The organism is [Clostridium] citroniae WAL-17108 (assembly GCF_000233455.1).
In the GTDB taxonomy this organism is placed as follows: domain Bacteria; phylum Bacillota; class Clostridia; order Lachnospirales; family Lachnospiraceae; genus Enterocloster; species Enterocloster citroniae.
The window spans coordinates 325,178-350,082 of record NZ_JH376424.1; the positions used below are offsets into that span (position 1 = coordinate 325,178).

Consider the following 24,905-nt stretch of genomic DNA (forward strand, 5'->3'; position numbering starts at 1 on the left):
TAAGGTTACTATTGCAATCCCTTCCCCTTATATTATAGAATAAAGCCAGGAGGACGGCCTTTAAGAAGACCGGATAGAGGAATGGAAACAAGCGCGATTCAGGACTTATGCAAAACCGGACTTTTTGCCGGGATATCCCACCGGGACGCTGAGCATCTGCTGTCCTGCCTGGATACACAGGTGTGGAAATATACCGCGGCAGCTACCGTGATCGAGGAGGGCAGCTGTGTGAGGCGCTTTGGTGTGCTTCTCAACGGGCAGGGACGTTCCTACCGGACAGATCCCTCAGGCCGCACCATAACCATTACCCTGCTCCGTGAGGGCAGCGAAATAGGCGTGCTTCTGGCCGCCAGCCGGGAGTGCAAAAGCCCGGTTTCAGTGGAGGTATCGGAGGGTTCCTCCATTCTTTTCATATCCTACACCAGCCTGACTGGCAGCTGCTGCAAAAACTGTCCCTGCCACAAACAGCTGCTGCAGAATTTTATGGGCATAGTGGCGCAAAAAGGGCTGGTGCTCCATGAACGGATCGACTGTCTGCTCAAACCCACGGCCAGGGAAAAGATCCTCACCTATCTCAACTGTATATCCAGGGAAAAGGAAAGCAGCTCCTTTACTATTCCAATGGATCGCAGCGCCATGGCTGAATACCTGAACATTGACCGCAGCGCTCTGTCCAGGGAACTGTCCAGGATGAAGGCGGATGGCATCCTGGATTATTACAAAAACCAGTTCCGGCTCATGAAATCTCAATAACCCGCTGGGCCCAGCCGCGGTAAAAGGATTCCTCATGGGAAACAAGGAGGACGGTTCCCGGAAATTGGGACAGGGATTTTTTCAGGGCATCCTTGGCCTGGATATCCAGATGGTTGGTGGGCTCATCCATGATCATCAGATTACAGGGTATAAGTGTCAGGATACACAGCTTCACCTTTGTCTGCTCCCCTCCGCTTAAGGTGCCGATGGGCTGCAATGCCTGTTTAGCGGAAATGCCGCAGTAAGCAAGATGTTGTCTTACCTCCCTCACTGTCATATCCGGAAAAAGATCCGATATGACCTGAATGGGCGTCATGGTCTGGTCCGTCCAGACAAGCTCCTGTTCAAAGTAGGCCGCAGTTACCTGGGCAGACAGACGGACCCTTCCGCCCAGAGCGGGGATCTGCCCCATGATCGTTTTCAGAAGGGTGGATTTCCCAACTCCGTTAAATCCGGTGATGACTGCCTTTTGCCCGCCTTTGACGGAAAAACTGATATCCTCTAATACCGGCTCCTGATACCCCACGGTGAGATGTCCCACGGTGAGATGCTCCGTGTCTGTAAACGGAAGGCAGACAAAAGGAAAGGCGGGCTTGATCTCCCTGTTTTCCAACGCGTCCATGCGTTCTAAGCGGTCCAGCTGCTTTTGCCTCCCCCTGGCCATCCTTGCATTCCGCCCCGCAATATTCTTCCGGATAAATTCCTCGGTCTTTTTGATCTCCTTTTGCTGGGCTGCATACTGGCGCTGGTAATCATCTCTCAGCCGTGTTTTCTTTTGAACAAACTCAGAATAGGTGCCATGATATTTGGTTATTGTATCATTGTCAATATCACAGATACGGTTGGACGTCACTTCCAGAAAATGATCGTCATGGGATACCAGCAAAAAGGCGTTCTCAATTCCGGTCAGATATTCCCCCAGCCATGTAACCTGCTCCTGATCCAGAAAGTTTGTTGGTTCATCTAAAAGAAGTACATCCGGCCGCTCTAATATGAGCTTGGCCAGGATCACCTTTGCCCTCTGCCCTCCGCTCATATGGCTGACCAGACGGTCTAATCCCATGCCGGTCAGGCCAAGGCCTGACGCAACCTGCCTGATCCGGGTCTCCACGGAATAAAAATCACATTGCTCCAGATATTCCTGGTAACGGGCGGCCCGGACCAGCATTCCATCTTCCCCTTTTGCCGCTCCCTCATAGAGCCGGTTCATTTTTTCTTCCGTCTTATACAGATGTGAAAAGGCGGAACGCAGGAATTCCTTAACGGTCAGGTATTCTTCCAGCTTTGCATACTGGTCCAGATATCCCACCGTGATCCCGGGCTGCCGTACAATACGGCCCTGGTCCGGGATCACCTGCTCCGTGCATATTTTTATCAGTGTGCTTTTCCCGGTTCCGTTCTGACCCACGATCCCTATGTGCTCTCCTTTGTTCAGTGTAAACTCCGCATTCCGGTACAGCACGTGATCGCCGTAGGAATGGGATAACCCGGTAATAGTTAATAAACTCATAATCGTATATCCTCACTTTTTCTGATTTCTTTAAACAACAAAAGGCCACGGACAAAACATTGTCCATAGCCTTTGACTGCTTAAAATCCCGGGAAATGTGCATGAACCGAATACGCCCTGTAAAAAACAGGACGGTATGACGTTACGGTTATCCGCTTCATTTCCCGGTGAAATCTTAAAGCGTGGTTCTATACGCTATACTCTGCACAATGTTTCACCGGTATGGATTGTACAGAGTTGAGTTTCTTTTTAAACTGGTCCGACAAATAAAAGCTCATGATGATTCTCCTTTTACAAATGCAGCCCCATATTATCACACAGCTGCGGGTATGTCAAGCCTCCACTATAACACCAGACTTGAAACTTATGTTACAATCAAAGCAGAAGGTAATACTTATATTACGATCAAATTATGTTACGGTCAAAGCAGGAGGTATCAAATTGGGACGAACATATTCCACATCGGAGATTGCCGGGATCATAGGGATCCATCCAAACACCGTGCGTTTGTATGAGGAGCTGCATCTGATCACTCCCCCGAAGCGAAAGGATAACGGCTACAGGGTCTTTACAGAACTGCAGGTAGACCAGTTTATCAATGCGCGCCTTGCCTTTCAGGTGGAGATCCTTCAAAACGGACTGCGAAGCCTGGCCATTGATGTGATCAGGGCGGCTGCGGATCAGGATTTCACCCGGGCTATCCGGCTGGTCAACCAGTATATGGCCCGGGTAGAGGCTGAGATGGCTGGGGCCGAGGAAGCGATCAGGATCACAAAGGTCCTTCTGTCCGGAATGGATGAGGAGGACGGGGATCTGCAGCTTACCAGGAACCAGGCGGCTGATTATCTGGGAATTACCATTGACACGCTGCGCAACTGGGAAATGAACGGACTGATGAAAATAAAACGCAGACAAAACGGTTACCGCGTTTACCGGGACGCGGATATCAAACGGCTGAAGATCATACGGGCCCTGCGCTGCGCCAATTATTCCCTGGCGTCCATCTTGAGAATGCTCCAGGCCGTATCTCTTGACCCGGATGCGGATCTACGGACAGCCATCGACACCCCGGATGATGAGATCATCACGGCTTGTGACAGCCTGCTCTCCTCCCTTTCCCATGCCGGAAAGAATGCCGCCCTTATCCATAAACGGCTGTGCTGCATGAAGGAAAAATATTCATAAAAAATTAATAACCCTCCACTTTCACACCAGTCTTTTGACTGGTGTTATCCTTTAGTGGAAAAGGAGGTAATTATCATGAACGCAGTGATTCAGGTAAGGGGACTGAGCAAGTCCTATCATGGCCGTCCGGCAATTTGCGGTTTAACCTTTGAGGTGCAACGAGGGGAAGTCTTTGGGCTTCTGGGCGCTAACGGAGCGGGCAAAAGCACATCCATAGAGTGTATCCTGGGGACCAGGCAGGCGGACAGCGGCACCGCGTCCGTTCTGGGTATGGATCCCATATCCGGGCGCAGGCAGCTGTTCCAAAAAGCAGGGGTGCAGTTCCAGGAATCCAGCTATCCGGATAAAATACGGGTGGGAGAACTCTGTGAGGAAACCATGTCCCTTTACAGGGAACCGGAGGATTATAAAAAGCTGCTGCGCCAATTCGGACTGGAGGAAAAATCTCACAGTCCGGTCAGCGACCTGTCCGGCGGACAGAGACAGCGCCTGTTTATTGTATTAGCTCTGATCCCCGGACCGGAAGTGGTGTTCCTGGACGAGCTGACCACCGGGCTTGATGTAAAGGCCAGAAGGGAGGTATGGAGGTATCTGGAGCATCTTAAAAAGGAAGGCATGACGATCCTTCTCACCTCCCACTTCATGGATGAGGTAAATGCCCTGTGCGACCGGGTCGCCATATTAAAAAGAGGCAGGACCGTCTTTTGCGGTACGGTACAGGAGGCTGTGGATGCCAGTCCATATTGTACACTGGAGGAAGCATATCTGTGGTTTACAGAGGAGGAAGAAAATGAGAACATTTAAGACAATGCTTAAGATCGAATCCAGGCTCTCTGTCCGGGGAATGGACATGGTGATCTTTGCCCTGTGCATGCCGGTGGTCATGGTTTTTATCCTGGGTATCATATTCGGGGACAGGCCCGCATACCAGGGAGCGCCCTATACATTTTTAGAACAGTCCTTTGGAGCGCTTTCCACCATTGCAGTCTGCGCAGGCGGTGTCATGGGTCTGCCCCTTCTGGTGTCTGATTACAGGCAGAAACACATCCTGAAACGTTTTCAGGTAACACCTGTAAGCCCGGCCATGATATTGGCCGTGCATGTCACCATCTATGCAGCCTATTCCCTTGTGTCCCTGGTACTGGTCTACGCAAGCGCAGCCCTTTTGTTCGGTTACCGCATGCAGGGCTCTCCGGCAGCCTTCCTTTTGTGCTATATTCTGGTTATGCTGTCCATGTTCAGCATAGGCATGATGGTGGGAGGCATTGCGCCTGATATGAAATCAGCCAGTGTGGCGGCATCTGTCCTGTATTTCCCAATGCTGATCTTTTCCGGGGCCACCCTGCCCTATGAGGTGATGCCTGAGCCCATGCAAAAGGCAGCCGGCCTGATGCCCCTTACACAGGGGATCAAGCTGCTAAAGGCAGTCTCATTGGATCAGGAGCCGGTTACCGTCTGGATTCCCATGGCTGTCATCACGGGCGTGTTCCTTCTTTGCAGCTGTATCAGCCTTCGCTTCTTCAGGTGGGAGTAGTTTTATTCAGGAAAGGAGATCCGTCATGCTCATCTGCTCTCCTTCCTGCTTATCTTCAAATTCATTCATAAAGGAAAAAAGGCGGCCGATATCTGTCTCCAGGCCGCCGGGGAAATAATGCAAAGTTCCTGCTCCGGCGGTGTGTAGGGATCCAGCCGCGGTACGGGTTCATACCGATTTTGGCTGATAAAACGGATTTTACGCTGATCTCATGCATGGGTCATATCTCCTGTCCTGACCTAGATCATATTGGCAAAGCGCTCCACTGCCTTTGTAAAGCTGGCAATGGTCTGATCCGCATCCCCGTGTTCGATCCCGTCCCGCACACAGTGTTTGATGTGGCCTTCCAACACCACCTGGCCCACCTTGTGAAGAGCGGACTTGGCCGCATTGATCTGTGCAAGGACATCCTCGCAGGGAACATCCTCATCCACCATCCTGTCAATGGCCTGGACCTGTCCGATGATCTTCTTCAGGCGGCGGTGTAAATTTTCAGAATCCATACATTGTTTCATGTCAGGACCTCCTTATAGTCGTTTGTTTCAAATTGTCCAGCTTCCACCGGTTTGCTGAAATAGTATCCCTGGATGGTCCTGCACCCAAAAGATTTGAGAAGTTCCAGCTGTTCCCTGGTCTCCACTCCCTCAGCCACACATTCCACATCCAGGCTGCGGCACATATTGACAATGCATTTTACAACTGTCTGGTTGGTCTCATTTTCCGCCAGGTTGTCGATCAGGGATTTGTCCAGCTTTACCTCATCAAAATGTATGATGGAAAGAATGGACATATTGGCGTAATTAGAGCCGAAATCATCCAGCGAAAGCTTAAATCCGGCTTGCCTAAGCCGCGAGCCGATGGATTCTATGACTTTATGTTCAATGTCTCCAATGCTCTCTGTTATCTCTATCATAACCAGGCCGCTGGGTATATCATACCTGCTTTTTATTTCCCTCAGGATCCGGAACAGATCGCTTTCCAGCAGAGTGATCCTTGAAAAGTTCACGGAAACAGGCACCAGGGGCCTGCCCTTTTCTTTCCATCCGCAAAGGAGCTTCAGTACCTGCTCCAGCATGTAAAAATCCAGATACCGGATCAGCTTTACCTTTTCAAGAAGGGGCACGAACTTGCCGGGCGGCTTCACCTCCTGCCCGGGGTCATGATACCGGGCCAGAGCCTCCACGGAGCGCAGTCCGCCGGTGGCTGAATCCAGCTTGGGCTGCAGATAGATTTTGTAGTACCCGTGTTCCATATCGGAAAATAGCTTTTTTGCGCTTTCCGGTGAATAATGTTTCCGCACATCATCGCTGATCTTGTAATAGATCTGTTTATTGACGATCATCAATTCTTCCGCATGGTGAAGGGTGGTGTTAAAGTCAGTCAGATGCTCCACCCAGGTACATCCCAGGGAAACACCGTTGGGTGTCTCCATGTCCAGATCATTGCCCATCAGCTTTACCTGTTCCATAAACCCGTCATAATCCATTCCCAGGACAATGATCACAAACTCATCTCCGCTGAGCCGGAAAATCCGGCTCTCCGGGAAACAGGCTCTCATAACAGAGCTTGCAGTCACAATGACCTGATCCCCCAGGCTGTGGCCATAATCCCGGTTCAGCTGTTTTAAGCCATTGATATCCGCAGCCACGATCCCGCAGGAACGGTCCATGGACCTGTCCAGTTTTTCCTGGTACTGGACAAAGCTTCCACGGTTCAGAAGCCCGCTCAGTGCATCGTGGGAGGCTTCATATTCCAGGCGGTGGTACAGGCGCCGCTTTTTCATCTCACCGGATATGTTCAGGGCTATGGAATCCAACAGCCGGATGGTATCCTGATTAATGGTGGGATTATCCACCCCGATATATCCGCTGACCATGGCCTCATCCTCAAACGGTACGGCAAACAAGCTGTGCGCTCCTCTGGAAGACAGATATTGATACTCACTTGGATAGGTATGCTTCAGCTCATCTGCGCGGGCAATGATCAGATGCTGTTTGTTATGAATGGTTTCATAGATATATGGGATCTTTTCCACAGGCACATTCTGAAGCATGGATTTCTGCGGCGAAATGCCCTTGCGGCACCACTCATACGTATTGCTTATAACCCCGCGCTTCCGGTCGATCTCCGCAATATAGGCGCGCTCCCCATCATAAAAATCAGCGATAAGGGACAGTACCCTGTCAATGGCCTCCTCCAGGCTGCCGGCTGAATTCAGGGCACGGAGACTTTCCAGCATAACGGTCTCCATATGGTATTTGGAGGTTATATTGGAATCAATGAGCACCTTGCTCCCCACATCCACCGCAATCTCCATGCGTACCAGGCGGCCGTTCCACTCCACCAGCTTGTCCTTTACAATGAAATTCTTCCTTAAATAAGGATTCTCATATTCCCACACATAATACTCTTCTGTGCTGAGATTTGTATTGGTACAAAAGGGGCATGGGCTGTCCCTTCCCTGAAGCACCTCATAACATTTACAAGTCTCAAACTCCTCCATCTTAAGACCGGTGAGCTCCCGTCCCGCCCTGTTGAGATAGATCAGGGAATGGTCCTGGATATCGCTGATATAGACAATCTCCTCCAGCTCATCGATCAGCCACTCCCGGTTTACATACTGCAGCGGTGCAACCTGGGAGGTTTTGCTCCCAAATACACTGTAACAGGATTTCCCTGCCTGTTTTGCGTACCGCAGTGCGGCATCAGCCTTGATGTAAAGTTCATCAAACTTATTCCCGTGTCTGGGGCAGAAGGCGATTCCAATGGAGTTGCTGATTCCCATCTGATCCTCTCCCTGCTCCTGGGCACTCTGAAGTTCCCTGGCAATGATCTGGGCCTTGTTACATGCGGCGGCGTCATTGGGGATATCAGGCATGAAGGCGACAAACTCATCTCCGCCCAGCCGGCCCAGGACGGCGTTATCTTCAAATATACTTTTTAATTTATAGGCAATTCCTGCCAGTACTTTGTCTCCGTACATGTGGCCGTAATTGTCATTGACCGCCTTAAAATTATCCACATCAATCATCAGCAGCGCGCTTAAGGCGCCTGCTTGATCCTTCAGCATACGGTTGATCTCCTGAAGACAGGCCGCACGGTTTAAAAGGCCTGTCAGGGGATCGATCCGTGACTGGCGCAGAAGTTCAAGCTCCTTATGCTTTTTCTCTTCAATGTTGCGGACATAGACAAAACCGCTGAGATGTCCGCCTGACAGGATCAGATAGATCGTAGTGTTGCACCAGACCATCTTCTCATCCGCGTTCAGGCTGCGGTATTCACAAACCACTTCCTGGCGGCCGTTTTCATACTGTCTGCGCAGGTATTGGGGATTTAGTTCCCGCAGGAATAGGCCCCGGTCTTGGGGATGCACATTCTGCTCAGACCATCGGTCTAAAAAACGGCTGTAGCTGCAATTTTCAGACAGGCCCACAGATGCCAGCATGTCCTTATTTTTCTCAGTAATCATCTCCATGATCCGATCATCATCAATATCGATCTCATAACTGGCCAGGGCACCGCCGACCAGGGCCTGACGGTATTTCTCCTCCTGTTGGTACCGTTCCTGTTCCTGATGCTCCCTGCTTATATCCTCGGCAACACCGATGGCAACATTGCCCGGCCGGCTGCCGTGGCTCAGGAGCGTATGGGTGATCCTGTACCATTTTTCTTCTCCGTTCCCCGGGGTCGCACGTATGACGGCACTGGTCATAGTCCTGCCGTCTTTAAGGTCCCGGAACATCTGGCGAAAGGCGGGCAGGTATTCCTGGTCCAGACGGGCACTCTCAAAGGTCTGTTTACTAAAATCACGGATGATCTCAGCTTCCCGGAAGGGCGAATCCGTGGTATTCTCAATACAGGCCCAGTCTTCGTCCATGTGATATTCCCAAATGAGATTATGGCTTTTGGAAAGGGCGATCTTATAGCGCTGGACATTCAGGGAGATCTCGTGTTCCAGCTGTTTCTTTTCCGTGATATCCCAGATCAGGCAGACCAGGATATCCATATCATTTTCCCTTAAAAGGGTGGATTTGACCTCCACCCATATCATGGAACCATCCCTGCAAAAGCAGCGCATCTCAAAGCTCACATAGTGTTCGCCCCTTGCAATGGATTGGTTCAGCTTTTCCCGGATACCCATGCGGTCGTCCGGGTGGATCAAAGAGACTGGGCTGTTGTTCTTCTCTTCGGCAAACTGTTTTGGAGTATAACCATATACACGATAGCAGGCCTCATTGGCGCTGACGATCGTAAGGGTCTCCGTGTACTGTAAAATGCAGATACCGCTGTTGAGAATGGATGCAAAATGGTAAACTGTCTGCCGTTCCATGTCCCCGCTTCGCTGCAAAAGGGCCATGGTTACCTCCACATGTTCATCCAGCAGTACTTTTTGGAAAGAAAGGCAGTAATTATCTCCCCGGAACGGAAAAATCATTTTCAGGTCGGGATACCGGGATGTTGTAAATGGATTCTTTTTTGTAATCTCACCGACAACAGACTCTATATCCATTCCCATGTAATCAGACACAGGATGTCCCAGGAATTGTTTCATATTTTCATGTATAAAGATGATCCTCCCCATTGTATCTGTGATCATGACAAGCAAAGGCGAGCTAAACAGCAAAGGATTATGCGGCATATGATACCTCACTCAGGATAGGATTATGGTTTTACGTTGCTTTCCCGTCTAGTTTACCACGAAAGATCCAACTTCTCAACTTAAAAAGCCCCTGAGACTGTGCTCAGGGGCTTTCGGGGTATGGATATTATTCATTATGGTCAGGATAGCCGCGGGGTATTATCCCTCAATGGCAATGTACTTCCTCTCTTCCACTTCCGGCACTGCTTCCTTTTTAGGAATCAGCAGTTTCAGGGTGCCGTCCTCAAATTTAGCCTTGATATCCTCCTGGGTTACGGCATCTCCTACATAAAAGCTTCTGCTGCAGGAACCGCTGTAACGTTCCCTGCGGATATACCTGCCATTGGAATCCTTCTCTTCCTTATTAGAATCAGTGGATGCCTGGATGGTCAGATACCCGTCCCTCAGTTCAGCCTTTACATCCTCCTTCTTTACCCCGGGCATGTTGATGGTAACTTCATAGCCGTTATCCGTATCCTTAATGTCCGTGTTCATAAGGCTGCCGGTGCCGTACCTGTCAAATGGGAAATCAAAAAAGTCATCCAATAAGTTGTCTCTGAATATACTAGGCATTAACATAGGTCATCTCTCCTTTTCCATCATTAATTGCTTTGTATGTTTTGTTATCTATGTTCTATATGTAATATAACACGCAACCAGGTGGATGTCAAGAATGGGGGTGGGAATTTATAGAAAGTTTATAATTCCTTGAACTGTTAATAGGAAACCGTAGCCTCTGGCGCAAGAATTTCCGCCACTTCATTGGAACCATAAGTTAAGATCTTACCTCCTGAGCCTAACGTCCATTTTTGATCGTTTCCGTCTGTTACTTTTGTATTCTTCATGATTTTCCCGCTGGAATTGATCAAACGCTTTCCTTCTCCCGGAATATCAAATACTTCGTATCGGGCAGCAGAATCTGCCTTTTGGAGTTTACCTTTATAATAAAAATTTCCGTCTTTTATGCCCGTGATTCCTTTTCCTTTAAGATCAAAGCAATATTGAGCCCGGGATGAGCCTATACCATCATTTAGCATTGTTTTACCAGTAACACATTTTCTGTCATCGTCTGGTCCTTTACAGTAATAAAATTCACCGTTCAATTCAATCAGACCGTATTGTGCAACTCCATACATATCAAAAACATAATAGCTGTCATGAATTTTTTCCACATGATAGCTGTCTTCTTCTCCAAATTTAGGTTTGCCAGACCGGTCGAAATAATACCATTCTTTTTGTCCTGAACTGTTAAGGTCTGGAGGGCCGTCCAGCTTTAACCACATTCCTTCGACCCGCTCCCCTTCGGCGAGAGTCTTATCCTGATCTGATGTCGGCTGATAAAAGTAACGATAGCCTTTGATCTCCGGTGTGGTGCTGCTAAGTTTTACCCAGCCGGGATACATAATTCCATTACCATCAATGCAGTAGGTTATACCATCCACATTAACTTCTTTTTTGCCTCCCGAAGAACGTTTTTTATTTCCTGAAGATTTGCTGAAATAAAAGTAGGCATACTCTCCATGCTCCTGTACATAATCCACCACATCAGAGTTATCCATCCAGCTCTGCGGGATTTCCAGCCACTGCCATCCTGTAACCCTGGCTCCGTCTTGCCCGCAGTAATAATAGGCATTCTCGTCTTCCTCATCATCCGCTGTTTCGGTCAGCCAGCCTGTCCGCATGACACCGGAAGAGTTAAAACAATAATATTTCCCATCGATTTTGTACCATCCATCCATACGCACATATCCGTTACTATCACCATAATACCAGTTGTTGTAATCTGAATTCCTGGAATCCAGACCACTGATGACAAACCACTGGCTCTGATATAAATATCCCTCATCCCCTATGTAACGCTTTTTACCGTTTTCCTCGGTCAGCCATCGTTTCCGGTAATTAAGGCCATTGGCGTCAAAGTAGTATTTTTTTTCCTCCAGCTCCCTAAAACCGCCTTTGAGCACTGCACCGGATTCAGATGCATAATACCAACTTTCAGACACAATACCGGTGTTGCTGTTAATATTTTCAATCTTAAACCAGCCATCATCCTGAAGGATTCCATTTTCATCCAGATAGTATCGGTTCCCGGATTCATCTGTGTACCAGCGCTTCCTGTAATTCAAACCATTGGCATCAAAGAAGTACCAGTTTCCATCTGACTCCCTCCACCCATTGCGCCATAATACACCATTTGAATCCGCACGATACCAGTTGGTATATTCCTGACCATTGGCATTGGTACTTGTAACAGAGAACCAACCATTTTGCCGATTTCCGTTCTCGTCCACATAGTATCGGTCATCATTCAAGTTAAACCATCTGTTGCGGTAGGCGCTGCCATTGGTGTCAAAATAACAGGTTACACCTTCCAGTTCATGCCAGCCATCCCGCAAAAGGAAGCCATCTTCCGTAACATAATACCAAGTGGTGTAGGAGATCCCCTTGCTGTTTACGTTATCAATAGAGAACCATCCGGGATTCTTTCTGGCCCCCATCTCATCTACATAATATCGTTTATCCTCCAGGTTAAAAAAAGAATTTCTGGGTGAATTTCCTCCCGGGTAAAAATAATACAATTTTCCATTCAAATCATACCAGCCATTTTTTAGTATATTCCCATCAACCCCTGCGTAATACCAGGTGGTACCAGGATTACCGGATGGCAATGATGGTTTGGATGTAAGGCTGAACCACTCATTTTCATACCTGGATCCATCCGACCGGACACGAAAGCGGTTTTCACCTATTGTTACCCAATTGTCTGTTACAATCTGTCCATTTCCTCCCACATATCTCATGGTTCCATCCGTCCATGGAAGCCACTGGTTCACTAATTTTTTATCATTTTCCATGTAAACCCACTGATGGACAGAGTCTTGCTGCCATCCGTCTGCTCCCAATACCGGGATGGTTGAAACGGCAAAAAAGGCGGCCGTGCACGTGATAATTCTTATGAGTTTTTCTCTTTTCATTAATTATGCTCCTTATGAAAGCGCTCCATATATTTTTGTAATAGATACCCCAGCAAATGAAACACCATTTTATTGATTCCCAGGAGGCGTCTCCTTGTCATAATAATTGCCGTATACCACATTTAAATAGGGAACTGTTTGAGCTGCCCATACATATTCCGACATATAGTTTCCTGTGTAAGCCGCCATATATGTTTTATTCCCACTTAACAATTCGTATAGATCACAGGTAAATGATTGGGTATTGACTGAATATATGCCGCGCCGGTGAATCAGAAGTTCCTCGCATTCATGCTCTTTTAATGTTTTCCGCAGGCGGTGGGCAAGTACCCGTATATTCTTTTTGGCTGTGATCTCCGGAACTTCTTCATACAACATATATGCAAGCTGGGAAATGGTTACACTGCCCCCTCGTTTATCCACAAGGATAGCCAGAAGCTCCTTTGCTTTTTTGCTGGGAAAGTATATCATCTGATTATTAATAAAAACATCAAATCCGCAAAATGTCTGAATAAAAATCATATTGTATCTTCCTGTTCAAAAATGTATTTTGCACTCATACGCACATGATAGGCGGAACCGCATTCAACCATCCGGATCCTCCTTAAGCCTTGAATTTCCTCATTCTTCATTTCTAAATCATCCAGTGTGTTCTGATTGTCTTTGATCCTGGTGTTCAGGGTATCCCTTACTGCTTTGGGCTGTTCATAAATTTCTTTCAGCATGAAATGTTCAAACCCACCTTTTTCTGCCGCCTCTGTATCCCAATCTATCAGGAAAAACTCCGGTTCCATCTGTTCCTGGTCGATATTATATAAACAGACATTGTCCTTGGTAATGCAGAGGATCTCCATATTCTTAACAAATAGATCTCTCTTGTGTATTTCAGGATAGCGGGCACATCAGAGGCAATGAAATTTCCTTGTCTGGAACGTCCTGCGATCAAGGGACTATCATTGCGCACCGCATATATCTCTCCTGGTCTATCCTTAAACAGGATGCTAAGGGCATATGAGCCGCGGACCCTCACCATCATGCGGGCAATAGCCTCAATGGGGTTTCCCTTGTAATACTTTTCCATAAGATGGGCCAGCACTTCTGTATCTGTCTGCGAAATAAACTCGGCACCGCCTTTTTGCAGTTTATTTTTTATTTCCTGAAAGTTTTCAATGATTCCGTTGTGAACCACTGCTACACTCTTATCCCCTGCACAGTGGGGGTGGGAATTAACTACAGAAGGCTCTCCATGGGTGGCCCATCTGGTATGTCCGATTCCGCAGGAACCGATCACCGCTTTCCCATTATCCGTCATTTCACAAAGTACCTTCAGGCGGCCTTTAGCCTTAATCACCTCAAGGTATTCCTCACCTGCTTCTGTCCGGCCTGCTACCGCAATTCCCGCGGAATCGTACCCTCTGTATTCCAGCCTCTCCAGTCCGTCTAGCAGTATGGAAGCTGCCTGGTTTTCACCAGCATATCCTACAATTCCGCACATACTATAATACCTCCGGATGGCCTTTAGCTATGATAATGCTAATGACCTGGTCCACGTATTCCCTGCATATGGCCGGGTCGACCGTCTCCACCATAACTCGCATTACCGGCTCGGTCCCGCTTTCCCTTACAAGGATGCGGCCCTCTTTTCCAAGTTTTTGCTCCACTTGGCATATGGCATTCTGTGCATCTGCATCCTCCCTGGCAGCCCTTTTATCCTTCACCCGAATATTTTCCAAAACCTGAGGATAAATATGTACCGGTTCTGCCAGCTTACTCAAAGGCTGCTTTTTCTCCAGTATCACTTCCGTCATCTTAATAGCTGTCAGGATTCCGTCTCTTGTGGTTGCATATTTGCAAAAATAATATGGCCCGACTGTTCACCGCCAATGCGGTAGCCGTTGGAGGCCATATTTTCATAAACATATTTATCCCCTACTGCAGTCTTTTCATATTCGATACCAACTTCCTCTAGGGCTTTATACAGACCAAAATTAGACATGGCCGTGGTAACTACCTTATTACCCAGGAGTTTTCCGCGTTCTTTCATGTAGCAACCACATATGTAAAGGATAAGGTCGCCGTCAACTAAATTGCCCTTTTCATCCACGCACAGGCATCGGTCTGCATCTCCATCAAACGCAAATCCCACCTCCAGTTTCTGTTCCTTGACAAACTATATAAGCCCGTCCATGTGGGGGGAGCCGCAGTCAAAGCCTTCGGTGCAAGCCACGTAGGAGACGCTGGGGGTGGTGGTCACATGAAGAAGGTAAGCGTCCGCGCCGGATGCCGTAAGCCCGGCGGCCAGGGAATATTCAAACATGTATGAAGAACGCCGGGTGTCTTTTCCGATGACAACCCGGCATTTCTCATCTTTTTTATTTTTGCTGTAGTACCAGCCCAGGAACCGGCCGATCTTGTATGCGTGCTCTACTGTTAGTGTTTTGTTGGCTTCGCCGCGGAAGCCATTGGTGCCGAAGTATTTTTACATGATGTATCTCCTTAATATATGTATTTTTAGGCGTTTGATATACGCCGCAACCCTTTGATTTTACTGGGTTTTGTCACTTGATCTATATGAATTTTCTTTCCAAGAGTGGTAAAATAGGGGTAATAACACCAACATATCTTACAACCTATAGAAGAGAAAATTTATGGCTACTAAACGATGGTATCAAACTCGTCAGCAACAGAACGTATCGAAACTGTCTGACCGTTTTGCTCTGTCAGATAAATTTCAACTACTGCATCGGTATATTCCTTAAAGATTCTCTCTACATCATAATTTGGATTCTTTTTCTGTTTTCCCATAACTTACCATTCTCCAATCAATTGTCAAATAACCATGTTAATCTAATCAGATTATAAAAATTATTGTTGCCCTGCACCTCCCTGAAACTCTCAGAAGTGGGGCTAGGGCAGACAACATTTGAAATATTTAATCTCTCTGATATACATCTCTTGTATAGACTTTTTCTTTTACATCATCCAGTAAGGAATCATATCTGTTTGCAATGATAGCATCACAGCGTTTTTTGAATTCATCAAGATCATTTACAACTTCGCTTCCGAAGAACTTGACACCGTTTTCAAGTGTTGGCTCATATACAATCACAGTCGCACCTTTCGCCTTCACACGTTTCATGACACCTTGAATACTGCTCTCGCGGAAGTTATCAGAATTGCTTTTCATGGTCAGTCGATAAACACCAATCACAACATCTTTCTCTCTGCTTTCATCCCAGGAACTATTTTCTTCGTAATACCCTGCCATATGCAGTACCTGATCTGCGATAAAGTCTTTTCTTGTCCGGTTGCTCTCCACAATGGCACTCATCATATTCTGGGGTACATCTGCATAATTTGCAAGGAGCTGTTTTGTATCTTTCGGCAAACAGTATCCCCCATATCCGAAAGACGGGTTATTATAGTGTGTACCGATTCTCGGATCCAGACACACACCATTGATAATCTGTTGCGTATCTAACCCTTTCATCTCTGCGTAGGTATCAAGCTCATTGAAATAAGATACACGAAGTGCCAAATATGTATTTGCAAACAGCTTCACTGCTTCTGCCTCTGTAAATCCCATAAATAATGTATCAATATCTTCCTTAATTGCACCCTCTTGGAGAAGTTCAGCAAATGTATGAGCTGCCTTTACCAGCCTTGCATTCTGGATATCCGTTCCGACAATAATTCGCGAAGGATACAGATTATCATAAAGAGCCTTTGACTCTCGCAGGAACTCCGGGCTGAAAATAATATTATCACAATGATATTTTTCTCGAACGGAAGCCGTAAAACCAACCGGGATGGTTGATTTGATTACCACAATAGCTTCCGGATTATACTCAATGACTGTTTTTATAACCATCTCAACTGCAGATGTATTAAAAAAGTTCTTTTTACTATCATAATTAGTCGGTGCCGCAATCACAACAAAATCTGCATCTTTATATGCAATTTTCGGATCCAGTGTTGCCATTAGATTAAGGTCTTTTTCAGTTAAATACTTCTCAATATACTCATCTTGAATTGGTGACTTCCTATTGTTAATTAAGTCTGCCTTTTCTGGTACAATATCTACAGCAATCACTTCATGATGCTGAGATAATAATGTTGCAATGGATAATCCGACATAACCGGTTCCAGCCACCGCAATCTTCAAATCTTCAAAGTTTTTCATAATAATGTTTCACTCCTCTGTCCTATTCCATATATCAATATGGAAATAGTGTTTTTCCCTGGTTTATAACTCCATATAGCTAATTAATTTCTTCCTTCATACGATTTGAATTTGTAACAATTTCCTGCTGTTTTTTCATACTTGTATCAATGTTTTCTTGATACGAGGGGGAGGTATAGAACAAATTCTCTATTATTACTTAAATATAGCTTTTTTGAAAGATACTCTGCAAGTTCATCCATCTTATACCTGAATTTTGCTATTGCATTATACGTCTCTGTTTTTTGAAAAATCAAAAACTTATTGAGCAATTTATCCATGATCCCTAAAAAAACATCTATATCTACACATAACTCATAGGAAAATCCTGCAATCGGATCACCTTTTAAAAATTCTACATCATGATGTTCTGATAATATGCAATTAAATTCATCTGTCATATTACCCACGCTATATCCATTATTCTCGAAAGCTGATGATGGGTTCTTATAATACTTTTGCAACAGCAATTTGTTTTCAACAATCACATTTTCAATATCATCCCAAAACAACAGTGTGATTTTATATGGATAGTTTTGGGATTGATTAAACAAAATTACACGATTATGTAATCTGGCATCTGTATTTCCGCTAGTAGCAACTATAAATTCTCCTATTTGAAAATTGACCGTAATGCAATGGATGATTTTATCTAACTCAGCTACATTCAGTTTATAGTTTTTGCACTGTACAGCCCTCTCATGTTTTATGCTGTCTTCAAAAATATCTATTCCATATTGCTTCTGTCCCCAACGTCCATATTTCCTAAATTCTATTCCATAAATCCCGTTACAGACATCTACTACCATATCTTAAAATTCTCTATCATCGGTTGTTTCCGGAAGTTTCATTTCAAATAATAGTGGCATTTCATCACCCCCGGTGTTTCAAATATAGTGCTTTGTTTAATTCAGGTAGAACGTCTTATACCACTCGGCAAACTTTCTCAATCCATCGCTGAGACTTGTGTTCGGTTTAAATCCAAAGTCATGTTCAAGTGCACTTGTATCTGCATATGTAACAGGCACATCTCCCGGCTGCATCGGAACAAGTTCTTTATGTGCTTCAAAATCATAATCTGCAGGTAACACCTCCGCTCTGATCAGTTCTTCCTGAAGGATTGTCACAAAATCAAGCAGATTCTCCGGCTGATTGTTACCAATATTGTACACGGCATATGGTGGAATCGGAAGCCTATCCTCTCCGTTCTTCTTCTCTGGCGGAGCCTGCATCACACGTTTCACACCTTCCACAATATCATCCACATAGGTAAAATCACGTTTGCAATTTCCGTAATTAAAAATCTGTATTGTTTCACCTTTTATTAGTTTATTCGTAAATCCAAAGTAAGCCATATCCGGTCTACCTGCCGGTCCGTAGACAGTAAAGAAACGCAGTCCAGTGGACGGGATATTATATAGCTTACTATATGCATGAGCCATCAGCTCATTTGATTTCTTTGTAGCTGCATATAACGATACCGGATTATCCACCTTATCATCTGTGGAATATGGAACTTTCTTATTCGTACCGTACACAGAGGAAGAAGAAGCATATACTAAGTGCTCTACTCCGTAAGCACCTTCATCATAAGAATGACGGCAAGCCTCTAAGATATTGTAAAATCCGATCAAATTCGATTCAATATAAACGTCCGGATTGGTAATAGAATATCGAACACCTGCCTGTGCTGCCAAATTCACAACTATTTGTGGCTGATAGTTTTCAAAGATACTCTCAATTAGTACTTTATCAGCAATGTTTCCTTTTATAAATGTCCAGATAGATTCCTGATGCCTTTCAGTTTCCTTTTCAATTTCTTTTAATCGCCATTCTTTAATACTTACATCGTAATAATCATTCAAATTATCAATTCCGATAATATTAACTGGTGATTCTTTTTTTAAAAGTTCCAACACAAGATTAGAACCAATAAAACCTGCAGCTCCAGTTACCAGAATTGTCTTATTCTTTAGTTCAATATTTACCATCATTTTCGTCCTTTCCATAATACTCAAGTATCTCTCACCATTGTTTTCATTCAATACATTTATATAAAATATACCCTATGAAAGCCCCTAAAATATTCGTAATTAAATCATCCGTTTCAAAACATCCTCTCATAGAGAAATACTGAATCATCTCGATCGCCAAAGAAACAATCCCAGCTATGACACATGCATATTTAATTTTCGCTTTTTTCACTAAGTAGGGGATCAAATTTCCCATAGGGATGAACATTATAATATTGAGCAACATACTTGGAAACATCTCATTGCTTCTTAGATGTATTGCACTTGACATTCCTTCCGTAACAAATATGCGAAAAGTCTCTGGCCATGTGTAGTGTAAAGAAAAACTTTCACGAAATGGACGGAATAATCCCAACTTTGCTTTCATTTCACTTCCAGTCGGTCGCGAAAATATTGTAATATATAGCACACTCATAAAATAGCTGCAGAAAATAAACCATTTCAAAAAATAGAATGTTTTTCTTGAACAGAATTCGTGCAAAAGCTTCATCACAAATGCAATAATGAGCACGATTCCTAAAAAAGCTATAACTCTCAACATACGCAATCCTCCCAAAACTTGTACAGAAAACTATCCGAATTGCATCATAATGAGACTTAATCTGTATTTTTTATTAAGTTCCAGCCTTACGTTCTTCTCTTACTTTTATTCTCTTCTTCTCTACAATCCATGGTACTAACTTAGTAACAATCACTCTTATCTTCTGGGAATGAGATTCCCCTTTCCTGAATTTTTCCATTAAATCCATAAAATCCTGATTTTCAGATAATCCAACGAAGAATTCACCTCTTCTCGGATTTGTTTTCGTAGGCTCAATTAAATTGTGGTTTTCTTCAATCGCTTGATTTCTGTCAACTAGAGAAAGCTTCATAGTGCTTTTCATTTTATCAAGCAGTTCTTGACCCTTGATAGAATTTACTACAATTAACGAACTCCCTTTTTTATCATTATATTGCGGATTAACTTTCCCGCTTCCCCAAAAATCTCCGATTGTCAAATCAGCAGGACGTTGTATATCTGAATTTGCATACTTACATTGATAGCATGACGGCCTGTAAAACAGCCCTCTAAGGAAACCTGTCATATAATAATCTTCACCCCAAGCTTGATGTTTCCACTGTTTTTTATCTCCAAAAGCTGTTCCAATTTCCCAGTCTCCCCAGAAATAACTTTTATCTCTAAAGGAAAATCTGGAAATCTTCATATTTTTATGTTTTCCCAAACTACTAATGTAAGCATCAAACACCTTTTGACTTGGAACCCCATGACAAATTAAGTCCACAGTATATAATTTATCTGGTTTATTTCCAAGGTGCGCATATAATCCTGCAACCTGACATGCTGTTCCTGAGAACAGAACTGTTTTATCATCTTTCAAAAATTGTTTTATCTCTGAATAAACACTTCTAACATCACTCTGTAAATATTTAGATTTTCGAAAGATTTCAATTTCACTGCCATTTTTACAACATGAATGGTGTACTTTAAGCTCATCATCATATGTTGCACCACAAATAATTGCATCTTCATCCAGTGACATACAGATAGCTGAAAAGGCTCCGCCTGATGAGCTGCTTTTTAACAGTGCTTCATCCTTTACCATTCCCCCCCAGAAAGCGACAGGTTCCTTATTTACATAACTTTCATTCTCTTGCGGACATACTTTTGTACATATCCCGCAATGTATACACTCCGTATCAGAAATATGCGGATACAAAAAGCCCTCTTCATCAGGTATCATTTTAATACATTTTTGTGAACATTTTTGAGCACAAGCTGAACAGCCGGTACATTTTGTCTTATCCTCTAGAACCAACATGTATACGTCCTCCAACTTTTTTCTTTAAATTTTTCCACTTCAAATAATAGTATTGAGGATATATCAACTTATCTTTAGTGTAACCCTGAATGGTGTCTCCAATTATACCCTCTTCAAAAGGAATTACCGTATTAGGAATAATAAGGAATGAATCACAAGTCTCAATATCTCCAATTTTCATATTTCTTTTCTGAAAATGAAAATAACGGAACTCATCTACCTCCATTTCATTACTGCTATTTAATGCATATCGAAACAGATTTCCCCTTTCCCAATAAAAAATTTGTTTTGCTATATTTTCCTGTTTTACGATACGTCCCTGTTTTCTCGGGCAGCTATAATCATATAAAGATCTTTTAAAAAGATAGGAATATGGATTAATATCAGCCACCTTATAATCAAAGAAGGTCTTAATACCACATTGTTCTGAGATTAAATTAATATTCAGTCCATCTGAAGGTTCATCAAATATATGATTTTCTGTATCCGCCAAAACATCCTGAAACGTTTCATTACTATGAATATCTGACATAAACATCCTGTTTATGTCAGGCGTATTTTTAAATAGCGTCATATGCCCATGAACAAATAACTTATCATGTCCTTCTTCCAATGGAATCAGTTTATTTAGATTTCCAAGAACGACATCTATATCACAATAGCCCCAATACTGATAATCCTTTATCTCATCTTCGAATATATAACCATATGTCGGTTTAAAGTCGCACAATTTACGAGGAGTTGTCAGCCCAACAGGAAAATCAAATACCTTTTGCGCCTTTTGAACAAACTGTTCAAAAGAGAGCTGAGTTATCACCACATTCTCATAATGTGTTACAACAGTTTTGTCATCAGTTAAAATCCAAAAAGTAAACTCTTTGTTATATCCTGCTGTTTTTTCCCACAACAGGAAATAGTATGGTAATTTTCCAAAATACGGAATAATAAAAATCGCTTTTTTCATAACTATCCCTCTATCTTTAACGTTTCTTCTACATACTCCCCGGACTCTCTGCGCCTTACATTCAATATCTGAGTAACATCTGAATAATCAACGTCCGGAATCTCAACAGCCTCCTCAGACGAATACAACTGTAAGTTTCTATCACTTAACCCAAACATTTGAAATACACTATCAAATCGAGCATTTTTTTTGGTTGTCGGATAGGTTAAAAACTGCTTTTTAAAATTGATTGAAAAAATAGTTCCATGAAACGAATTTGTTATCACATAAGAAGAATTTAAAAACAAGGAAACAAAACGTTCCGGTGAGATAAAACGTTCTATTTCTTCATCACAGGCATATTTTTCAAATCCAACTGCAATTCGTCTGATTTTCAATCCTCGTTTATGAGCAATCAATGAAGCTGTATTCATAGCATCCTTAGCATTTCCAAAGTAATAGACCAATAGATATGGTTCTTCATCAATGCTTTCATGCGAAAACTTTGTCCAATCATCCTGCGTCAACAACAATGTCGGATCAAGTGCACAGAATGCGTCATATCCCATCTCCTTGAGCATCGGAACACTGGAAAGTTCACGAACAGATATATTAGCAAATTCTCTCAAATAACTTTTCATTTGTTTCTCTTCTAATTCTGATAAATCGTGAATTCCTATACTAGAAGCATAAGATACTTTCTTTCCATTAGCCTCTGATAAAAAATATACGGGATTAAATCCGCCATTTGCTCTCGGATTCCAAATTTGATCACTTCCAGAGCAATATATATCAGCTTTAGGATATTCTTTTACCTCTCCGTCTTCTAAAACAACGGGAGCAGAAAGATGAAGCATTCTATTTTGAAAATCTAAAAATAGTTTTGTGGTCAAGCATTTCGGTAAAATCGTCTTTGCAAGGTATGCCACTTTCAACAAAATATTTTTTTAAACTTACTATTAATATTAAATAAATACCCTCTTGTGCTCTGATTGGGCAATTTATAGTTAATAATTTCCACATCACATCCAACATTCTCATAATATTGCTGTAATGCATATGTTTGAAGCACAGCTCCGTAATTTCTTGCAGCGTGCATTGTAGCAATGGCAACCTTCATTAAATTCTCCTTCTAATCTCTATGTTCATTCAAATATTTATCAATATTGATATACCTCTTATATGAGGTTATGTCGTTTTTCACAAATTTTTCATTTTGAAATTCAGTAAACTGAATTGTGCTCTCTGTTCCCTCTACTGGGTGTGCAACAAAACATAGCTTGTTTTTATATGGTAATGAATCAAATGCTCGTATATGTTCCTCAGTAGCCCTATTTTGATCATTAAACTTGACAATCAAATTGTTCCAGTTAATTCTCTGTTTCCGTCTATTCCACTTTTCTCGTGCCTCATCTTCACTTTTATAATGCAAAAAGACAATTTCAATATCCCCCAACACACCAATAGGATAATACTTATCTTTCTCTGTATAGTATTCATAATAGCGAGATTCTGTCTTGGGAATAAATTCCAAATCAAGAGAAAGATAGTATTTCATATTTGATACAAACTTGATGTACTCATCAGCAAATAAAAGCAACCCAATGGTTGGGGATGTATACGGAAGTCCATATCTTTGATACACACGACCTCCCCAGCAGTTATTAGAAATAATCGTGAAATTCTTATTTTTCAAAAAATACTCTCTCCTGAACAATCGAACAAATTTCTGTATAGTTGATGTATATATCTTTTTTTGATATTTTTTTATCTTTTTCACTTTTTTTCCCCAAGAATCATCTTAAAAATCATTTTTGTTTCTTTCATCCAAACTGTTCCCAATAACATCACAATGGAACACAACACAATAGATATTACAGTCTTTGTAACAAATATCACGATACTTCCAGAATTCAATTTGAATAATGTAAATACCAAATTTGTTAAACATACAGCTGATGCAATAACAAATATATATAAGAAATAAGTTGCCCAATATCTTCTCGTTCCTTTACTAAAAGCATGTTTAAAAACAAGATATGGGTCGAACCATACTGTAGTAAAAATACGACTTAAGGCAGTAGCAATAACGACACCGGCAATTCCAAAAGGCTTTACCAAAATAATTGAAAAAACAATATTCATTATACAAGTAACAAGTGGTCTATATTTTCCGTACCAGAAAATGCCTGATGCATCTTTAAATACCTGTATCGTCTGTCCCATATATGATACTAACATATTAATTGTAATTGCTAATACTGCCACATTATCCAACACCAAATCTTTTCCAAACATAATAGATATAAAATCATTGATTAACAAATAAAATAGTGCCGTACTCAAACCACATATAAGAAAGTTTAAATAAAACATTATGTAAAAATGTTCTTCACTGATAGACTTATCAGCAAATTTTCTTCCAACATTTGCAGTAACAGATGTAAATACCATAGAAATAATCCCTGTGGCTGCAGCCAAAATCATTGTATAATTAGAATATATACCTACTACTGTGGTAGAAATGAATGTTGAAATAATCACATTATCAATCGAACTAAGAATTGCTCCTGCAAACTTATTTATCGAAAGCCCATATACATTTTTCCATATTTCTTTTTTCTCACTCTTTTTCAGTTGCACACCACGGGCACACATAATGTCTGGGTATTGTTTATATGCTTTCTTATATATTGTATACTGCTGACCGATAAGGCAAAGCATTTCTATAATGAGATATGTAATGAAATTCCTTATTAAAAAAAGAACACATATTTCACAGATATTCGTAATTATATAAAACAAAGAGATCGTCTTATCTACTTCATACTTCTGCTCTGATGCAATCAAAAAAGTTTGAGAATATGCATATAATAGGTATGTTAGTGCCGTTTTTAATAATACTATGAAAAACATCACTCTGATAAACGGTATATTATCAGTAGTATTTACCATCATAGGGATAAACGGAAGTAGCACTATACCGATACCAAGAACAACAAAACCGATAATCCTGTATACCTTTCGATATAAGCACATAATGCCGGCTATTTTCTTAGAATCTTTATCCGCTATTGGTTTGTATAAACTGTAAGCTACCGCTGAACCTACCCCCAATTCTGTCATTGATAAAATTGAAAGAATACTTGCAAACAAAGAGTTTACCCCAAGAAGTTCAATTCCCAAAAAATAAATAAATACCTTTCTACTTGCAAACTGCAGAAGTGTTTTCACTATTTGAGATAACACTCCGTATTTTACATTTAATAAAATCTTACTCTTCATAAATCC

21 protein-coding genes and 2 pseudogenes are annotated in these 24,905 nt (G+C 42.8%); 4 read left to right on the forward strand and 19 right to left on the reverse strand.

Annotated features, from left to right (window positions below; translation table 11 throughout):
• The first annotated feature begins 81 nt into the window (after positions 1–81).
• Positions 82–753, forward strand: a complete 672-nt coding sequence (locus tag HMPREF9469_RS18665) for a Crp/Fnr family transcriptional regulator (RefSeq protein WP_007865078.1) — start codon at positions 82–84, stop codon at positions 751–753.
• Here the strand turns inward: HMPREF9469_RS18665 and HMPREF9469_RS18670 are convergent.
• Entirely contained in the window at positions 737–2,263 is a 1,527-nt protein-coding gene (locus tag HMPREF9469_RS18670; RefSeq protein WP_007865082.1) for an ABC-F family ATP-binding cassette domain-containing protein, read from the reverse strand. The two genes, HMPREF9469_RS18665 and HMPREF9469_RS18670, sit on opposite strands and share 17 nt — an antisense overlap.
• A gap of 441 nt (positions 2,264–2,704) precedes the next feature.
• On the opposite strand from HMPREF9469_RS18670, the gene HMPREF9469_RS18675 reads away from it, so the two are divergent.
• The 3 genes from HMPREF9469_RS18675 (at position 2,705) to HMPREF9469_RS18685 (ending at position 4,982) form a co-directional block, all read left to right on the forward strand.
• Positions 2,705–3,448: a MerR family transcriptional regulator gene (locus HMPREF9469_RS18675; protein WP_007865084.1), complete on the forward strand. Its 744-nt coding sequence runs from the start codon at positions 2,705–2,707 to the stop codon at positions 3,446–3,448.
• A 75-nt stretch (positions 3,449–3,523) separates the two neighbouring features.
• The gene (locus HMPREF9469_RS18680; RefSeq protein WP_007865087.1) at positions 3,524–4,252 is read left to right on the forward strand and encodes an ABC transporter ATP-binding protein; all 729 of its coding nucleotides are present in this window, start codon (positions 3,524–3,526) and stop codon (positions 4,250–4,252) included.
• Positions 4,239–4,982: an ABC transporter permease gene (locus tag HMPREF9469_RS18685; RefSeq protein WP_007865088.1), complete on the forward strand. Its 744-nt coding sequence runs from the start codon at positions 4,239–4,241 to the stop codon at positions 4,980–4,982. The genes HMPREF9469_RS18680 and HMPREF9469_RS18685 overlap by 14 nt, the downstream gene beginning before the upstream one ends.
• A 239-nt stretch (positions 4,983–5,221) precedes the next feature.
• Here the strand turns inward: HMPREF9469_RS18685 and HMPREF9469_RS18690 are convergent, their stop codons facing one another.
• The 18 genes and pseudogenes from HMPREF9469_RS18690 to HMPREF9469_RS18770 form a co-directional block, all read right to left on the reverse strand.
• Complete coding sequence (locus tag HMPREF9469_RS18690; RefSeq protein WP_007865091.1) at positions 5,222–5,497, reverse strand: metal-sensing transcriptional repressor; 276 nt, start codon at positions 5,495–5,497, stop codon at positions 5,222–5,224.
• Positions 5,494–9,621 carry an EAL domain-containing protein gene (locus tag HMPREF9469_RS30730; RefSeq protein WP_007865093.1) on the reverse strand — a complete coding sequence of 1,376 codons (4,128 nt, stop codon included), beginning with the start codon at positions 9,619–9,621 and terminating at the stop codon, positions 5,494–5,496. Before HMPREF9469_RS30730 ends, HMPREF9469_RS18690 begins: the two co-directional genes overlap by 4 nt.
• 159 nt (positions 9,622–9,780) lie before the next feature.
• Positions 9,781–10,200 carry an Hsp20/alpha crystallin family protein gene (locus HMPREF9469_RS18700; RefSeq protein ID WP_007865094.1) on the reverse strand — a complete coding sequence of 140 codons (420 nt, stop codon included), beginning with the start codon at positions 10,198–10,200 and terminating at the stop codon, positions 9,781–9,783.
• Between the two features lie 137 nt (positions 10,201–10,337).
• Positions 10,338–12,596: a hypothetical protein gene (locus HMPREF9469_RS18705; protein WP_007865096.1), complete on the reverse strand. Its 2,259-nt coding sequence runs from the start codon at positions 12,594–12,596 to the stop codon at positions 10,338–10,340.
• Positions 12,597–12,665: 69 nt separating this feature from the next.
• Positions 12,666–13,118 (reverse strand): AfsR/SARP family transcriptional regulator, encoded by a 453-nt coding sequence (locus HMPREF9469_RS18710; protein ID WP_007865099.1) that lies wholly within the window; start codon positions 13,116–13,118, stop codon positions 12,666–12,668.
• Between the two features lie 11 nt (positions 13,119–13,129).
• Positions 13,130–14,091 (reverse strand): annotated as a pseudogene (locus tag HMPREF9469_RS18715) (glutamine--fructose-6-phosphate aminotransferase); the annotation flags it as partial.
• A gap of 1 nt (position 14,092) precedes the next feature.
• Positions 14,093–15,075: pseudogene (locus HMPREF9469_RS33840) on the reverse strand (phosphohexomutase domain-containing protein); the annotation flags it as partial.
• 176 nt (positions 15,076–15,251) lie between these two features.
• A complete protein-coding gene (locus tag HMPREF9469_RS32095; RefSeq protein ID WP_007865114.1) occupies positions 15,252–15,401 on the reverse strand; it encodes a hypothetical protein in 150 nt (49 codons plus the stop codon).
• Positions 15,402–15,528: 127 nt separating this feature from the next.
• Entirely contained in the window at positions 15,529–16,779 is a 1,251-nt protein-coding gene (locus HMPREF9469_RS18725; RefSeq protein WP_007865116.1) for a nucleotide sugar dehydrogenase, read from the reverse strand.
• A gap of 146 nt (positions 16,780–16,925) precedes the next feature.
• On the reverse strand, positions 16,926–17,627 hold the full coding sequence (locus HMPREF9469_RS18730) for a hypothetical protein (RefSeq protein WP_007865118.1): 702 nt from the start codon (positions 17,625–17,627) through the stop codon (positions 16,926–16,928).
• A gap of 96 nt (positions 17,628–17,723) precedes the next feature.
• Complete coding sequence (locus HMPREF9469_RS18735) at positions 17,724–18,809, reverse strand: NAD-dependent epimerase/dehydratase family protein (protein WP_085952478.1); 1,086 nt, start codon at positions 18,807–18,809, stop codon at positions 17,724–17,726.
• Between the two features lie 46 nt (positions 18,810–18,855).
• The gene (locus HMPREF9469_RS30735; protein WP_007865128.1) at positions 18,856–19,392 is read right to left on the reverse strand and encodes a VanZ family protein; all 537 of its coding nucleotides are present in this window, start codon (positions 19,390–19,392) and stop codon (positions 18,856–18,858) included.
• A gap of 73 nt (positions 19,393–19,465) precedes the next feature.
• Entirely contained in the window at positions 19,466–20,671 is a 1,206-nt protein-coding gene (locus HMPREF9469_RS18745) for a Coenzyme F420 hydrogenase/dehydrogenase, beta subunit C-terminal domain (RefSeq protein WP_007865130.1), read from the reverse strand.
• On the reverse strand, positions 20,652–21,635 hold the full coding sequence (locus HMPREF9469_RS18750; protein ID WP_007865133.1) for a DUF6625 family protein: 984 nt from the start codon (positions 21,633–21,635) through the stop codon (positions 20,652–20,654). Before HMPREF9469_RS18750 ends, HMPREF9469_RS18745 begins: the two co-directional genes overlap by 20 nt.
• 2 nt (positions 21,636–21,637) lie before the next feature.
• Positions 21,638–22,543: a polysaccharide pyruvyl transferase family protein gene (locus HMPREF9469_RS18755; protein ID WP_242827928.1), complete on the reverse strand. Its 906-nt coding sequence runs from the start codon at positions 22,541–22,543 to the stop codon at positions 21,638–21,640.
• A 2-nt stretch (positions 22,544–22,545) separates the two neighbouring features.
• Positions 22,546–22,734 (reverse strand): glycosyltransferase family protein, encoded by a 189-nt coding sequence (locus HMPREF9469_RS18760; RefSeq protein WP_007865137.1) that lies wholly within the window; start codon positions 22,732–22,734, stop codon positions 22,546–22,548.
• Between the two features lie 12 nt (positions 22,735–22,746).
• The gene (locus HMPREF9469_RS18765) at positions 22,747–23,394 is read right to left on the reverse strand and encodes a DUF1919 domain-containing protein (protein WP_050814474.1); all 648 of its coding nucleotides are present in this window, start codon (positions 23,392–23,394) and stop codon (positions 22,747–22,749) included.
• Entirely contained in the window at positions 23,391–24,899 is a 1,509-nt protein-coding gene (locus tag HMPREF9469_RS18770) for an MATE family efflux transporter (RefSeq protein ID WP_007865144.1), read from the reverse strand. The genes HMPREF9469_RS18765 and HMPREF9469_RS18770 overlap by 4 nt, the downstream gene beginning before the upstream one ends.
• Between the last annotated feature and the right edge of the window lie 6 nt (positions 24,900–24,905).

Coding starts and splice junctions, on each gene's coding strand:
- HMPREF9469_RS18665 (WP_007865078.1), top strand. CDS start 82: ATGGAAACAAGCGCGATTCAGGACTTATGCAAAACCGGACTTTTTGCC.
- HMPREF9469_RS18670 (WP_007865082.1), bottom strand. CDS start 2,263: ATGAGTTTATTAACTATTACCGGGTTATCCCATTCCTACGGCGATCAC.
- HMPREF9469_RS18680 (WP_007865087.1), top strand. CDS start 3,524: ATGAACGCAGTGATTCAGGTAAGGGGACTGAGCAAGTCCTATCATGGC.
- HMPREF9469_RS18685 (WP_007865088.1), top strand. CDS start 4,239: ATGAGAACATTTAAGACAATGCTTAAGATCGAATCCAGGCTCTCTGTC.
- HMPREF9469_RS18690 (WP_007865091.1), bottom strand. CDS start 5,497: ATGAAACAATGTATGGATTCTGAAAATTTACACCGCCGCCTGAAGAAG.
- HMPREF9469_RS30730 (WP_007865093.1), bottom strand. CDS start 9,621: ATGCCGCATAATCCTTTGCTGTTTAGCTCGCCTTTGCTTGTCATGATC.
- HMPREF9469_RS18700 (WP_007865094.1), bottom strand. CDS start 10,200: ATGTTAATGCCTAGTATATTCAGAGACAACTTATTGGATGACTTTTTT.
- HMPREF9469_RS18705 (WP_007865096.1), bottom strand. CDS start 12,596: ATGAAAAGAGAAAAACTCATAAGAATTATCACGTGCACGGCCGCCTTT.
- HMPREF9469_RS18710 (WP_007865099.1), bottom strand. CDS start 13,118: ATGATTTTTATTCAGACATTTTGCGGATTTGATGTTTTTATTAATAAT.
- HMPREF9469_RS32095 (WP_007865114.1), bottom strand. CDS start 15,401: ATGGGAAAACAGAAAAAGAATCCAAATTATGATGTAGAGAGAATCTTT.
- HMPREF9469_RS18725 (WP_007865116.1), bottom strand. CDS start 16,779: ATGAAAAACTTTGAAGATTTGAAGATTGCGGTGGCTGGAACCGGTTAT.
- HMPREF9469_RS18730 (WP_007865118.1), bottom strand. CDS start 17,627: ATGGTAGTAGATGTCTGTAACGGGATTTATGGAATAGAATTTAGGAAA.
- HMPREF9469_RS18735 (WP_085952478.1), bottom strand. CDS start 18,809: ATGGTAAATATTGAACTAAAGAATAAGACAATTCTGGTAACTGGAGCT.
- HMPREF9469_RS30735 (WP_007865128.1), bottom strand. CDS start 19,392: ATGTTGAGAGTTATAGCTTTTTTAGGAATCGTGCTCATTATTGCATTT.
- HMPREF9469_RS18745 (WP_007865130.1), bottom strand. CDS start 20,671: ATGTTGGTTCTAGAGGATAAGACAAAATGTACCGGCTGTTCAGCTTGT.
- HMPREF9469_RS18750 (WP_007865133.1), bottom strand. CDS start 21,635: ATGAAAAAAGCGATTTTTATTATTCCGTATTTTGGAAAATTACCATAC.
- HMPREF9469_RS18760 (WP_007865137.1), bottom strand. CDS start 22,734: ATGAAGGTTGCCATTGCTACAATGCACGCTGCAAGAAATTACGGAGCT.
- HMPREF9469_RS18770 (WP_007865144.1), bottom strand. CDS start 24,899: ATGAAGAGTAAGATTTTATTAAATGTAAAATACGGAGTGTTATCTCAA.